11 protein-coding genes are annotated in these 12116 nt (G+C 70.8%); 3 read left to right on the top strand and 8 right to left on the bottom strand.

The genetic code is table 11. The features are described 5' to 3' along the window. On the bottom strand, positions 1 to 870 hold the full coding sequence (locus I7X39_RS13455; RefSeq protein WP_198111667.1) for a response regulator: 870 nt from the start codon (positions 868 to 870) through the stop codon (positions 1 to 3). Positions 871 to 971: 101 nt separating this feature from the next. Further along, positions 972 to 1784 carry a TIGR00266 family protein gene (locus I7X39_RS13460; protein WP_198111668.1) on the bottom strand — a complete coding sequence of 271 codons (813 nt, stop codon included), beginning with the start codon at positions 1782 to 1784 and terminating at the stop codon, positions 972 to 974. Between the two features lie 154 nt (positions 1785 to 1938). Here I7X39_RS13460 and I7X39_RS13465 point away from each other — a divergent pair, with 154 nt between their 5' ends. After that, positions 1939 to 3549, top strand: coding sequence for a FecR domain-containing protein (locus I7X39_RS13465; protein ID WP_198111669.1), 1611 nt, complete (start codon positions 1939 to 1941; stop codon positions 3547 to 3549). Then, entirely contained in the window at positions 3546 to 6101 is a 2556-nt protein-coding gene (locus I7X39_RS13470) for a CHASE2 domain-containing protein (protein WP_198111670.1), read from the top strand. Before I7X39_RS13465 ends, I7X39_RS13470 begins: the two co-directional genes overlap by 4 nt. A gap of 245 nt (positions 6102 to 6346) precedes the next feature. Here I7X39_RS13470 and phbB read toward each other — a convergent pair whose 3' ends face one another. Genes phbB through phaC form a run of 3 tightly spaced genes read right to left on the bottom strand, consistent with a single transcriptional unit; the run spans position 6347 to position 9979 of the window. After that, on the bottom strand, positions 6347 to 7084 hold the full coding sequence (gene phbB / locus I7X39_RS13475; RefSeq protein ID WP_198111671.1) for an acetoacetyl-CoA reductase: 738 nt from the start codon (positions 7082 to 7084) through the stop codon (positions 6347 to 6349). A 28-nt stretch (positions 7085 to 7112) separates the two neighbouring features. After that, positions 7113 to 8288 carry an acetyl-CoA C-acetyltransferase gene (locus I7X39_RS13480; RefSeq protein WP_198111672.1) on the bottom strand — a complete coding sequence of 392 codons (1176 nt, stop codon included), beginning with the start codon at positions 8286 to 8288 and terminating at the stop codon, positions 7113 to 7115. Positions 8289 to 8302: 14 nt separating this feature from the next. Continuing rightward, positions 8303 to 9979 carry a class I poly(R)-hydroxyalkanoic acid synthase gene (gene phaC, locus I7X39_RS13485; RefSeq protein ID WP_232351934.1) on the bottom strand — a complete coding sequence of 559 codons (1677 nt, stop codon included), beginning with the start codon at positions 9977 to 9979 and terminating at the stop codon, positions 8303 to 8305. 76 nt (positions 9980 to 10055) lie between these two features. On the opposite strand from phaC, the gene I7X39_RS13490 reads away from it, so the two are divergent. Continuing rightward, the gene (locus I7X39_RS13490; RefSeq protein ID WP_198111674.1) at positions 10056 to 10298 is read left to right on the top strand and encodes a hypothetical protein; all 243 of its coding nucleotides are present in this window, start codon (positions 10056 to 10058) and stop codon (positions 10296 to 10298) included. Here the strand turns inward: I7X39_RS13490 and pgeF are convergent. The 3 genes from pgeF to I7X39_RS13505 form a co-directional block, all read right to left on the bottom strand. Further along, entirely contained in the window at positions 10227 to 10982 is a 756-nt protein-coding gene (gene pgeF / locus I7X39_RS13495) for a peptidoglycan editing factor PgeF (protein WP_310739921.1), read from the bottom strand. The genes I7X39_RS13490 and pgeF overlap by 72 nt on opposite strands. Continuing rightward, positions 10979 to 11614, bottom strand: coding sequence for a response regulator (locus I7X39_RS13500; RefSeq protein ID WP_198111675.1), 636 nt, complete (start codon positions 11612 to 11614; stop codon positions 10979 to 10981). Before I7X39_RS13500 ends, pgeF begins: the two co-directional genes overlap by 4 nt. 64 nt (positions 11615 to 11678) lie before the next feature. After that, a partial coding sequence (locus tag I7X39_RS13505) for a glycine zipper 2TM domain-containing protein (RefSeq protein WP_198111676.1) occupies positions 11679 to 12116 on the bottom strand: 438 nt, incomplete at its 5' end.

A 12116-nucleotide genomic window follows, 5' to 3' on the forward strand; every position in this document is an offset into this window, starting at 1 on the left:
TCAATCGGCCACACCCACCTGCACACAGCCTTCGGTGCGGGCCGCCTGCAAGGCCTGCGCCGCGCGCTCGATCAGCGCGAGCGCCGGTTCACCGGGCCGCGAACTGGCCACGCCGAGGCTGAGCTGCGCCGCCCCCTCAAGGCCCTGCAGCGCCATGCGCTGGCGCAGCGCCTCGGCATGGGCGAAGGCATCCGCCAGCTCGGTGTTGCAGTTGATGACCAGAAAAGCCTCGCCGCCCCAGCGCCCCACCACGTCGGTGGCGCGCTGGTGGCGCTGCAGCTGTTGCACGAGGGCCAGCAAGGGGCGCTCGTCGCTGCCCTCTTCCTCGCCCAGGTCAATGAGGGTGACGCACAGCGGCCGCGCCGCGGGCTGGCTCAGGCGCTCATCCAGCAACTGCGCCAGCTCGGGAGCGGTGCACAGGCCATCGCGCGGGTCGCCGGTGGCACTGCGGCGCGACAGCCATGCCAGCCGCTCCCAGTAGGTGCGCACCGCCGCGCGCGTGCTGCGCACCAGCTCCTCGCTGACGAAGGGCTTTTCCAGGCAGCGGTAGAGATCGGCCTCGGCCAGCGCGCGCTTGACCCCGCTCAGATCGCTCTGGCCGGTCAGCATCATCTTGATGGTGGCCGGCGCCATGCCGTGCAGGCGCACGAGCAGTTCGTCGCCGCGCATGCCGGGCATGATGTAGTCGCTGATGACGACCGCCAGATGGCGCTGCTGATCCCGCAGCTCGCGGCAGATTTCGAGCGCCTCTTCGGCGCTCTCCGCGATCTCCACCCAATGTCCCGGGCCCAGCTGCGGCACCAGCAAGCTGCGCAGCGCCTGCAGCAGGGTGGCGTCGTCGTCCACGCAGAGCACCACGGTCTCGGTCATCGCCCCCCCTTCGACTGCTTTTTGTAGTGGCTTGTTACAAGCCTTGAACCACTCTAGCAGCGTGCGCCTCGGGGCGCGAGGCGCATTCGCCCGACTCCGTCTTATTCGTCGTCGCCGCCCAGAATGCCCCCGAGCAGGCCGCCAGTGCCGAAGCCACCCAGCACCGAGCCCTCCTCGCGGCTGCCGCCCTGCTGCGGCGCGGCGGCAAAGATGCGCGAGGCCAGGCGCGAGAACGGCAGGCTCTGCAGCCAGACCTCGCCGGGGCCGGTGAGCTTGGCGAAGAACAGGCCCTCGCCGCCGAACAGCGCGGTCTTGATCTTGCCGACGTACTGGATCTCGAAGTTGACGCTGGGCGTGTGCGCCACCAGGCAGCCGGTGTCCACCAGCAGGGTCTGGCCGGGCTGCAGGGTGCGCTTGACCACGGTGCCGCCGCTGTGCACGAAGGCCAGGCCGTCGCCTTCGAGCTTCTGCATGATGAAGCCCTCGCCGCCGAAGAAGCCGACCGACAGCTTCTGCTGGAAGTGGATGCCGATCTGCACACCGCGCGCGGCGGCCAGGAAGCTGTCCTTCTGGCAGATGACCATGCCGCCCATCTGCTTCAGATCCATGGCAATGATCTTGCCCGGGTAGGGCGCGGCGAAGGCGACACGCTGCTTGCCGCTGCCGTTGTTGGTGTAGACGGTGGTGAACAGCGACTCGCCGGTGATCAGGCGCTTGCCCGCACCGAGCAGCTTGCCGAAGAACCCGCCTTGCTGCTGGCGGCCGTCGCCGAACACCGCGTCCATGCCGATGCCGGCATCCATGAACATCAAGGAGCCCGCCTCGCCGATCGCCGCCTCGCCGGGGTCGAGTTCGACCTCGACGAACTGCATCTCGGCGCCCTTGATTTCGTAATCGACGACATCCATGCCCATGGCCATTCCTCGCAAGCAAACCAAAAAAGGGGCGCCATGGTAGCGGCGGCCCTAGCGCCCTGTGCGTCAAGCGGATTCACCCGCAGCACGAAGGACCGGCGCGCACCCCGCCGGCCCGCAGAATGGCGGCACCGCAAAGACGGGAGGAACCAGCATGAAGGCGTTCGTTCTGCCCTGGCTGATCATGGCCAGCACCTGGGCGGGTGCGCAGGCCCCGCAGCACCAGCATCGCATCGTGCCGGGCGACACCCTGATTGGCTTGCAGCAGCGCCTGCTGCGGCCCGACATCAGCTGGCAGCAGTTGCAGCGCCACACCGGCGTGCGCGACCCCTTCCGCCTGCAGCCCGGCCACACGCTGGCCTGGCCACGCGAATGGCTGGCCGAACAGCCGGCCGAGGCCGAGGTGCTGTTCGCACTGGGCGGTGTGGAGCTCGAACGCGGCGGCCAGCGCAACCCGCTCAGTTCTGGCGCCCGCCTGGTGGAGGGCGACTGGCTGCATGCCGGCCCGCAAGGCAGCGCCACCCTGCGCTTCGCTGACGGCGCCCGCCTGGTGCTGCGCCCCTCCAGCCGCCTGCAGCTGGGCCGGCTGAGCCAGGGGCGCCTGGGCGTGCGCAGCCAGCTGCAGCTGCAGGAAGGTGCGGCCGACAGCCGCGTGCCGCCGCGCAATGCCGAGAAGCAGGTCGCGCGCCGCCTGCCGGCCCGCTTCGAGCTGCTCACACCTGTGGCCAATCTGGGCGTGCGCGGCACGGCCTTCCGCACCCAGGTGCGCAACGGCCAGCTGCACCTGGAGGTTCTGGAGGGCGAGGTCAGCGCCGCGCAGGGTCGCAGTGCCCAGGCGGTAGGCGCCGGCCTGGGCCTGCTCAGCCAGGGCCAGCCCGGCCGTCCGCAAGCCCTGCTGCCCGCCCCGGCGCTGACGTTGCCGGCCCGCATCGAACGCCTGCCGCTGCGCTGGACGGGTGCGGCCCTCGGCGCCAGCGCCCTGCGCGTGCAGGTGCTTGACCCCGCCGGCGAGCAGCTCTGGCTCGATGCCCGCGCCCCGGCCAGCGGCTGGGAGGGCGGCACCGAGCTGCCCGATGGCCGCTACACCCTGCGCGTGCGCGCCATAGCCGCCGATGGCCTGGAAGGCCTGGACGCCGAGGCCCCCTTCGAGCTGGCCGCCCGGCCCGAGCCCCCTTTCCTGCAGACGCCCGCCGCGGCGGCGCAGCAGTACGCACCGCGCGTCGAGTTCCGCTGGACGCGCAGCGCCGCGGCCCAGCGCTACCACCTGCAGATCGCCGAGGACGCCGGCTTCACCCGCCTGCGCCATGCCGACGCCACGCTGCCGGACACCCAGTTCGGCCTGGAACTGCCCGAGGGCGTGCACCACTGGCGCGTGGCCTGCGTGCGCGCCGACGGCCACCAGGGCCCCTGGAGCGATGCGCAGCAACTGGAGCGCCTGCCCCCGCCCCCAGCCCCGCCACCGCCGCAGACCGAGCGCCAGGGTGACCGTCTGCAGCTGCGCTGGGCCGCCAGCCCCCTGCCCGGCGTGCGGTACCAGCTGCAGGCCGCCAGCACGGCCGATTTCGCCCAGCCCTGGCTGGACACCACCGTGAGCCAGGCCCAGGCCGAGCTGCAGCCGCCCGGCGGCGGCACCCACCACTTGCGCCTGCGCAGCCTCAGCCCGGACGGCACGCCCGGACCCTGGGGCAGCACGCAGAGCATTGAATGGCCGGGCGGCTGGCGCGGCTGGCTGTTCTGGCTGCCCGCGCTGGCCTGGCTGCTTTGAATCCCTCGCGCCGCGGCCTGTGGGCGGCGCTGGCCGCCGCGCTGCTGGCCGCCTGGGCCCTGCACCTGCCCGGCGGACCGCTGGAGCGCTTCTGGCTGGACTGGCAGCTGCGCTGGGCCGCACCCCAGCAGCCGCCCGAGGGCGTGCTGGTCTACGACATCGACGACGCCAGCCTGGCCCGCCTGGCGCCGCGCCTGGGCACCTGGCCCTTTCGGCGCGATGTGTATGCGCTGCTGATCGACAGCCTGCGCCGCGCCGGGGCCGAGGTGATCGCCCTGGACCTGCTGTTTCTCGACCCCGACAGCGGTGACAGCCTGCTGGCGCAGGAACTGGACGCCAGCGGCGCGCCGGTGCTGCTGGCCGCCGCGGGCGTGGGCCAGCCCGAGCTGCCCGACAGCAGCCGCGCCAGCGTGCGCTGGAACCAGCTGCTGCTGCCGCTGGCCGGCCAGTCGGTGCGGCCCCGGTTGGGCGTGGTCAGCAGCCCGCTGGACCGGGATGGCCGGCTGCGCACGCTCTGGCTTTATCACGAGAGCGGCCAAGGCCACTGGCCCAGCCTGCCCCTGGCCCTGCTGGAGGCCGGCCCCCAGAAGCGCCCGCTGCCGGCCGTGGGGGCCGTGATCGCCTTTCCGCGCAGCCCGGCCGCCGAGGTGCGCACCCTGCCCTTCGCCGATCTGGCGCTGGCCGCGCTCGAAGGCCAGGAGGACGCGCCCGCGCTGCGCGCCGCCAAGGGCCAGGTGGTGCTGATTGCCAGCAGCGCCCTGCTGGCCGACCGCGTGATGACCCCGGCAGGCCAGCTGCGCGGCGGCTCGGTGCTGGCCCAGGCCTACGCCAGCCTGCGCGACGGCCGCTGGCTGCAGCCCCTGCCGGGCGCGCCGCTGATCCTGCTGGGCGCACTGCTGCCCTGGCTGTGGGTGCTGCTGCTGGGCCGCACCCAGCCGCGCCTGGCCACCGCACTGGCGCTGGGCGGCGCGCTGCTGCTCGTCGCGCTGACGGCCCTGGCCGGTCGGCAGCTGCATTGGTTCGACCCCAGCCCGGCCCTGGGCGCACTGACCGCCGGCCTGGTGGCGCATCTGATGCTGCACCAGCACCGCACCCAGGCCGCCGCACGCCAGGCCGCGCACGAGCGCGCCGTGGCGGCCGAGGCCAATGCAGCCAAATCGCGCTTTCTGGCCCATGTCAGCCACGAGATCCGCACCCCGCTGCACGCCCTGCTGGGCCTGAGCGAGCTGCTGGAGCAGGCGCCGCTGGATGCCGCGCAGCGCCGCAACCTCGACCTCATGCAGGCCTCGGGCCGGCATCTGGCCACCCTGATCAACGAGCTGCTCGATCTGAGCGCCATCGAGCTCGGCCAGATGCAGCTGCACCCCGCGCCCTGCCGGCTGCGCGAGCTGCTGCAGGAATGCGTGGACCTGATGCAGCCGCTGGCCGAGGCCAAGCAGCTGCGCTGCACCCTGATCGCCCCCGGCGAGCTGCCCGAATGGGTGCTGCTGGACCGCCAGCGCCTGGCCCAGGTGCTGCTGAACCTGCTGGGCAACGCCATTAAGTTCACTCAGCAGGGGCTGGTGGACCTGCACGCCCGCTGCGACACCGAGGGGCGGCTCGGCCTGGCGGTGGCCGACACCGGCATCGGCATCGCCCCCAGCCAGCAGGCGCGCGTGTTCGAGCCCTTCGTGCAGGGCGAGGACCGCATCGGCGGCACCGGCCTGGGCCTGGCCATTTCGCGCGAGCTGGTGCGCCTGATGGGCGGTGAGATCAGCGTGCACAGCGTGCCCGGCGCCGGCAGCCGCTTCGCCTTCAACATCCCGCTGCAGCGGGCCGAAGCCCCCGACCCCGCCCACGCGCCCGCACAGGCCGGCGCCGACCGCCCGCTGCGTGTGCTGCTGGCCGAGGACAACGAGGTCAACGCCGAGCTGTTCCGCGCCCAACTGGCCGTGCTGGGGGCGCAGATCGACCACGCCGACAACGGCCTGCTGGCGCTGGCCATGGCCGAGCGCGCAGACTACGACCTCATCGTGCTGGACATCGACATGCCCGGGCTGGATGGTCATGCCTGCGCCCAGGCCATCCGCAAGCAGGAACAGGAGCGCGGACGCCCACGCACGCCCATGCTCTCGCTCTCTGCCCATGCCCAGGCCGAAGACGCCCGTGCCAGCCTGGCCGCCGGCTGTGACGAACACCTGGACAAGCCCATCACGCGCGCGCGCCTGCTCCAGGCGGTGGTGCGCTGGACCGGGCATGGCCTGCCCGCCAGCCCGCCGGCGCAGCCTGCGCCCGCCCTGCCGCGCGCCGATGTGCAGCAGCGTCAGCGGGCCCATGCGCGCGTGTTCCTGAGCCGCTGGACCGCCGCTTGGCGCGAGAGCGCGGCCCGCCTGGCCGCCCGTCAGGCCCTGCTGGATGATCTGGTGGCGTGCGCGCGCGGGCTGGAGGATGCAGAGTTGCTGCGGGCCGCCGAGGCGCTGGCGCAGCAACCGGAAGATGCAGCGCGGCTGCAGGCGGCGGATCAGGCCGTGGCCGGTGCGCAGTGGCGGCTGCGGGAGGCCAGGCGGAATTGAGAACGGCCCCGGGTAGGGCCGTGTGGGGTTGTGGGGCGTCTGGACCGAGAGCTGCCACCGGGGGTGGTGGATGAGGCTCTGGCAGCTCCAGCCGGCCCATGCAAGACATGGTCCGTCCTTCGGCAAGGGTCGTGAAGCCCACCGGGCTTCACTCGCTCCCGCCTCAGCCCCAGCCTGCGCCCGCGAGACGGGCGTAGTCGTGAACGAGGCAGAAAAGGGTCCTCAGGGCCCTTTTCTGTCCTCGTTCACCCCATATGCAAACCGCCGTTGCAGCTGAAGTCGGCGCCGGTGGTGAAACCGCTGTCCTCACCCGCCAGCCAGCCGACGATGGAGCCGATCTCCTCCGGCGTGCCCAGGCGCTTGACCGGGATGGTGGCGACGATCTTCTCCAGCACCTCGGGCTTGATGGCACGGACCATGTCCGTGCCGATGTAGCCCGGGCTGACGGTGTTCACCGTGACGCCCTTGTTGGCCATTTCCTGCGCCAGGGCCATGGTGAAGCCGTGCATGCCGGCCTTGGCGGCCGAGTAGTTGGTCTGGCCGGCCTGGCCCTTCTCGCCGTTCACCGAGGAGATCTGGATGATGCGGCCCCAGCCCTTCTCGACCATGCCCGGCACCACCTGCTTGGTGACGTTGAACATCGAGTTCAGGTTGGTGTCGATGACGGCCTTCCAGTCTTCCGGCGTCATCTTCAGGAACATGCGATCGCGCGTGATGCCGGCGTTGTTGACCAAAACGTCGATCACGCCGTGCTCGGCCACCGCCTTGGTGAAGGCCTCGACCGTCGAGTCCCAATCAGCGACGTTGCCGACCGACGCGTAGAAGGTGTAGCCCTCGGCCTTCTGCTCGTCCAGCCACTTGTTGAAGTCACGGCTCGGGCCGCAACCGGCGATGACCTTGAAACCCATGTTATGCAGCTTGCGGCAGATGGCGGTGCCAATGCCGCCCATGCCACCGGTTACGTACGCGACTTTCTGTGCCATTTCTCTGTCTCCTCCAGGTTGAAATTGATTAGCGCTCGACGCACAGGGCCACACCCAGGCCGCCGCCGATGCACAGCGAGGCAATGCCCTTGTTGGCGTCACGGCGCTGCATCTCGTGCAGCAGGGTCACCAGGATGCGCGCGCCCGAAGCACCGATCGGGTGGCCCAGCGCGATCGCGCCGCCATTCACATTGACCTTGCTGAGGTCCCAACCCATCTGGTTGTGCACCGCGCAGGCCTGGGCCGCAAAGGCCTCGTTGATTTCCAGCAGGTCGAGGTCCTGGGCCTTCCAGCCGGCGCGGGCCAGCGCCTTCTGGCTGGCGGGCACCGGGCCCATGCCCATCAGGGCCGGGTCCAGGCCGGCGCTGGCATAGCTGGCAATGCGGGCCAGCGGCATCAGACCGAGTTGGTCCGCCTTGGCCGCGCTCATCAGCACCAGCGCCGCCGCGCCGTCGTTCAGGCCCGAGGCATTGCCGGCCGTCACCGAGCCGGCCTTGTCGAAGGCGGGCTTGAGGCCGCTGAGCGCTTCGGCATTGGTCTTGCGGTTGATGTACTCGTCGGCATCGAACACCAGCGGGTCGCCCTTGCGCTGGGGAATCAGCACGGGTGCGATCTCGTCCTTGAACGTGCCGGCATCCTGCGCGGCGGCCGCCTTCTGCTGGCTGGCCAGAGCCAGGGCGTCCTGCTGCTCGCGGGTGATGCCATGGGCCTTGGCGACGTTCTCGGCCGTGATGCCCATGTGGTACTGGTTGTACACATCCCACAGGCCGTCGGTGATCATCGAATCGACCATGTTCCAGGCGCCCATGCGCTGGCCGTCGCGGCTGTTCAGCAGCACATGCGGGCTGGCGCTCATGTTCTCCTGGCCACCGGCCACGACGATCTCGGCGTCGCCGTCGCGAATGGCCTGCACGGCCAGCATCACGGCCTTCAGGCCCGAGCCGCAGACCTTGTTGATGGTCATGGCCGCCACCGCGTGCGGCAGGCCGGCCTTGATGAGCGCCTGGCGCGCCGGGTTCTGGCCGCTGCCGGCCGTCAGCACCTGGCCCATGATGACCTCGCTGACCTGGTCGCCGCTGAGCTTGGCGCGCTCCAGCGCCGCCTTGATGGCGATGGCGCCGAGCTCGGGCGCCGGCACTTTGGCGAGCGAGCCGCCGAACTTGCCGATCGCGGTGCGGGCGGCGGAAACGATCACGACATCCATGGGGTTCTCCAGATTCAAGCGGGGGTTTTGACGTAGCGTCCAGGCGCCGATTCGATAACAGCGAACTTGCGGCTGCCTTGCGCCTTCGGCGCGGCCTTGAGCGCGCCGCCATGGCCGCCCAGCCAGGCCGACCAGTCGCGCCACCAGCTGCCGGGCGTTTCGGTGGCGGCCTGCAGCCAGGCCTGCGGATCTTTGGGCAGCTTGCCGTCCTTGCCCACCCAGTAGCTGCGCTTGTTCTTGCTGGCGGGGTTGATGACGCCGGCGATGTGGCCGCTCGCCCCCAGCACGAAGCGCTTGGGACCCTTGAGCAATTGCGTGCTGGCGTAGGCAGCTTCCCAGGGCACGATGTGGTCCTCGCGGCTGCCGTAGATGTAGACCGGGGCCTTGATGGCACCGAGGTCCACCTTCTCGCCGCACACCGTCAGCTTGCCGGGCTGCTTGAGCTCGTTCTGCAGGTAGGTGTGGCGCAGGTACCAGCAGTACAGCGGGCCGCTCAGATTGGTGCTGTCGCCATTCCAGTACAACAGGTCGAAGGCGGGCGGGGCCTCGCCCTTCAGGTAGTTGCCGACGACGTAGTTCCACACCAGGTCGTTGGGGCGCAGGAAGCTGAAGGTCTGCGCCAGCTCGCTGCCCTTCAGTAGACCCGGGCCCTTGGGGGACTCAGCGCCGATCGTCAGTTCGCGCAGCTTGACGGACTGCTCGTCGACAAAGATGTCCAGGATGCCGGTGTGCTCAAAATCGAGCAGCGTGGTCAGCAGGGTCAGGCTGGCGGCGGGCTGCTGGCCGCGCGCGGCCAGCACGGCCAGCGCCGTGGCCAGGATGGTGCCGCCCACACAGAAGCCCAGGGTGTTGAGCTGCTTGGTGCCGGCAATGGCCAGCACCACCTCAATGGCCTTGAGCGGTGCGTTTTCCACCAGTTCGTCCCAGGTCCAGGCGGCGCAGCTCTCGTCGGGGTTGCGCCAGCTCATCACGAAGGTGCGGTGGCCGTTCTCGACCGCGTAGCGGATCAGCGAGTTCTCGGGCTGCAGGTCGAGGATGTAGAACTTGTTGATGAAGGGCGGCACGATCAGGAAGGGCTTCTCGTGCACTTCCTTCGTGAGCGGCTTGTATTCAAGCAGCTGGAAGTAGTCGTTCTCGAACACCACCGAACCCTCGCTGGTGGCGACGTTCTTGCCCACCTCGAAGGCGCTGTCGTCGGTCTGCGAGAGCTTGCCGCGGCGCACATCGGCCCAGAGCAGCTGCAGGCCCTTGGCGATGCTCTCGCCGCCGGTCTCCAGCGCCAGGCGCTGGGCCTCGGGGTTCAGGGCCAGGTAGTTGCTGGGGGCGGCGGCGTCCACCATCTGCTGCACGGCGAACTTGATGCGTGCACGCGTCTTGGCGTCGCCCTGCACGGCTTCGGCCATCTCGCCCAGGGTGCGGGCGTTCAGCAGGTAGAGCTGGGCCAGGAAATGGGCGCCTTGGTCCTCGCTCCAGGCCTTGCTGGCAAAGCGCCGGTCCTTCAGGGGTTCGCCGGCGGCTTCCTTCTGCAGCGCCTCGTTCCAGAGCGAGGTGGCCTGCTCCAGGTACTGGCTTTGCAGCCGACTCCAGGCATCCAGCGGCAGTTCGACTCCGGCCCAGGGTTTCAGGGCGGCGGTGACGGATTCAAAGTCGGGCAGCGTGGGAAATGGGGGCAGCTTGAAGGCGTCGGTCATGGAAGGGCGAAGATGCGGGCCAAGCACCCCAGCTTGCATCCTGGAGTGGCGCCTCTAGTCTCAGTGTTAACCCGCAATGTACCTTGTGCTATTTGCCTGGTTGTTCGTAACCGTCCTGATGGCGCTGGTCGAAGCCACGTCGCCGCAGGGCACGGTGCTGGGCGCCGTCATCACCCTGGTGTTCTACGGCCTGCTGCCCTGTGCGCTGCTGGCCTACCTGCTGGGGACGCCGCAGCGTAAGCGCCGCTTACGACAGGCCGATGAACGCGCCGAAGCGCCCGCTGCCAGCCCCGTCGCGCCGGAACGAGAAGAAGCGTGAGGGCGCGCTGACGGTGCAGCTGGGTTCCGCACCCAGCACTTCCACGCCCAGCAAGGCCAGGCGCTGGCGTGCCAGGGCGTGCAGGTCGGCACGCCAGCGCGGGCTGCCGTCGGCGCGCGGCTGGTAGCGAAAGCCCGGCCCGGCTGCACCCGGTTCCCGGCCGAAACCGCGCAGCACGTCTTCACCGACTTCGAAGGCATCGGGCCCGATGCAAGGGCCCAGCCAGGCGTGGAGGTGCGCGTCGGCCGCCTGCGCGCGCAGCGCGGCCGCGCTCTGCTCCAGCACGCCACCGGCCAGGCCGCGCCAGCCGGCATGGGCCGCGGCCACCGCCACGGCTTGGCCATCGGGCCGGCGGGCGACCAAGAGCACCGGCAGGCAATCGGCCACCAGCACGGACAGCGCCACGCCGGGCTGTGCCGTCCAGGCCGCATCCGCCTCCGGGGCGGGCCCTGCGTATGCGACGGCCGCCACCTGCACGCCATGCACCTGCTTCAGGTACTGCACCGGCCGGCCCAGCGCCGCGGCCACGCGGGCGCGGTTCTCGGCCACGGCCTCGGGGCGGTCGCCCACGTGGTCGCCCAGGTTCAGGCTGGCATAGCCCGCGGCGCTCACGCCCCCCAGCCGGGTGCTGAGTGCGGCACGCACGCCCGGGCCCAGGTCCAGGGCCTGCAGCAGGGCGCTCACTGGATCAGGCCCTGCTTGAGCGCGTAGTAGGTGAGCTCGCTATTGCTGTGCAGCTTGAGCTTTTCCAGCACGCGCGTGCGGTAGGTGCTGACGGTCTTGACGCTCAGGCACAGCGAGTCGGCCACCTGGCCCACCGTCTCGCCCTTGGCCAGGCGCAGGAACACCTGCAGCTCGCGCTCGGAGAGGGTCTCGTGCGCCGGCTTGTCGGCCTGCGGGGACACGGCGCTCTCGGCCAGCAGCTCCGCCACGGCGGCGCTGATGTAGCGCCGGCCCCGCGCCACCACGCGGATGGCATCGGCGATCTCGTCCGGGTCGCAGTCCTTGCTCAGGTAGCCGGCCGCCCCCTGGCGCAGCAGGGCGCTGGCGTACTGGGTTTCGGGAAAACCGCTGAGGATCAGCACCGGCAGCGTCTCGAAGCGCGCCTTGATGGCAGCCAGCGCGTCCACACCGCTGTGGCCGGGCATGGAGATGTCGAGCAGCAGCACGTCCAGCTCGGTCTGCCGCGCCAGCTCCAGCGCCTCCTGCCCGTTGCTGGCCTCGCCGACGACGCGCAGATCGGTGTGCTCGCTCAGGTACTGGCGCAGACCGGCCCGCACGATGGCGTGGTCGTCCACGATGCCCACTCGAATCATGTCGCTGCTTCAGGGATGGAGAGGCCGCCAGTCTCCCTCAGCTGGCCGGCGCCGGGGGGAGCGGTCAGGGCGCGGTCTCCAGAAGCTGCAGGCCTTGCTCGCCCAGGCGCACGTGGCTGCCGATGGCGAGCGGACGGGCCTGCACGCGCTCGCGCAGGCTGCCGTCGGCCATGCGCACGCGCACCAGGTACTCGGTGTGGCTGCGCTGCTTCTTCTCGATCTCATGGCCCAGCACACCGCCGCCCACGGCGCCCACCACGGTCATGGCGCGGCGGCCATCGCCCTTGCCGAACTGGTTGCCCAGCAGCCCACCCACCACCCCGCCGGCCACTGCACCCACTCCGCTGGTGGGAGCGCTGCGCACCCGCTTCTCGACCGACTCGACCACGCCGCAATCGCGGCAGGCGGGCGCCACTTGGGCCGCCGCGGCCTGGGGCGGCACGGCAGGCGGGCGGGCGGACCGGGCCGCCGGCGGCGTGGCCTGCGCGGCGGGCTGCGCCGG

Source organism: Inhella proteolytica, from assembly GCF_016093275.1.
Classification (GTDB): domain Bacteria; phylum Pseudomonadota; class Gammaproteobacteria; order Burkholderiales; family Burkholderiaceae_C; genus Inhella; species Inhella proteolytica.

Excerpts from the sequence above, each read along its gene's own strand:
- I7X39_RS13490 (WP_198111674.1), top strand. The coding sequence starts at position 10,056 with ATGTACCTTGTGCTATTTGCCTGGTTGTTCGTAACCGTCCTGATGGCG.
- phaC (WP_232351934.1), bottom strand. The coding sequence starts at position 9,979 with ATGACCGACGCCTTCAAGCTGCCCCCATTTCCCACGCTGCCCGACTTT.
- I7X39_RS13455 (WP_198111667.1), bottom strand. The coding sequence starts at position 870 with ATGACCGAGACCGTGGTGCTCTGCGTGGACGACGACGCCACCCTGCTG.
- I7X39_RS13465 (WP_198111669.1), top strand. The coding sequence starts at position 1,939 with ATGAAGGCGTTCGTTCTGCCCTGGCTGATCATGGCCAGCACCTGGGCG.
- I7X39_RS13480 (WP_198111672.1), bottom strand. The coding sequence starts at position 8,288 with ATGGATGTCGTGATCGTTTCCGCCGCCCGCACCGCGATCGGCAAGTTC.
- I7X39_RS13500 (WP_198111675.1), bottom strand. The coding sequence starts at position 11,614 with ATGATTCGAGTGGGCATCGTGGACGACCACGCCATCGTGCGGGCCGGT.
- phbB (WP_198111671.1), bottom strand. The coding sequence starts at position 7,084 with ATGGCACAGAAAGTCGCGTACGTAACCGGTGGCATGGGCGGCATTGGC.
- I7X39_RS13460 (WP_198111668.1), bottom strand. The coding sequence starts at position 1,784 with ATGGGCATGGATGTCGTCGATTACGAAATCAAGGGCGCCGAGATGCAG.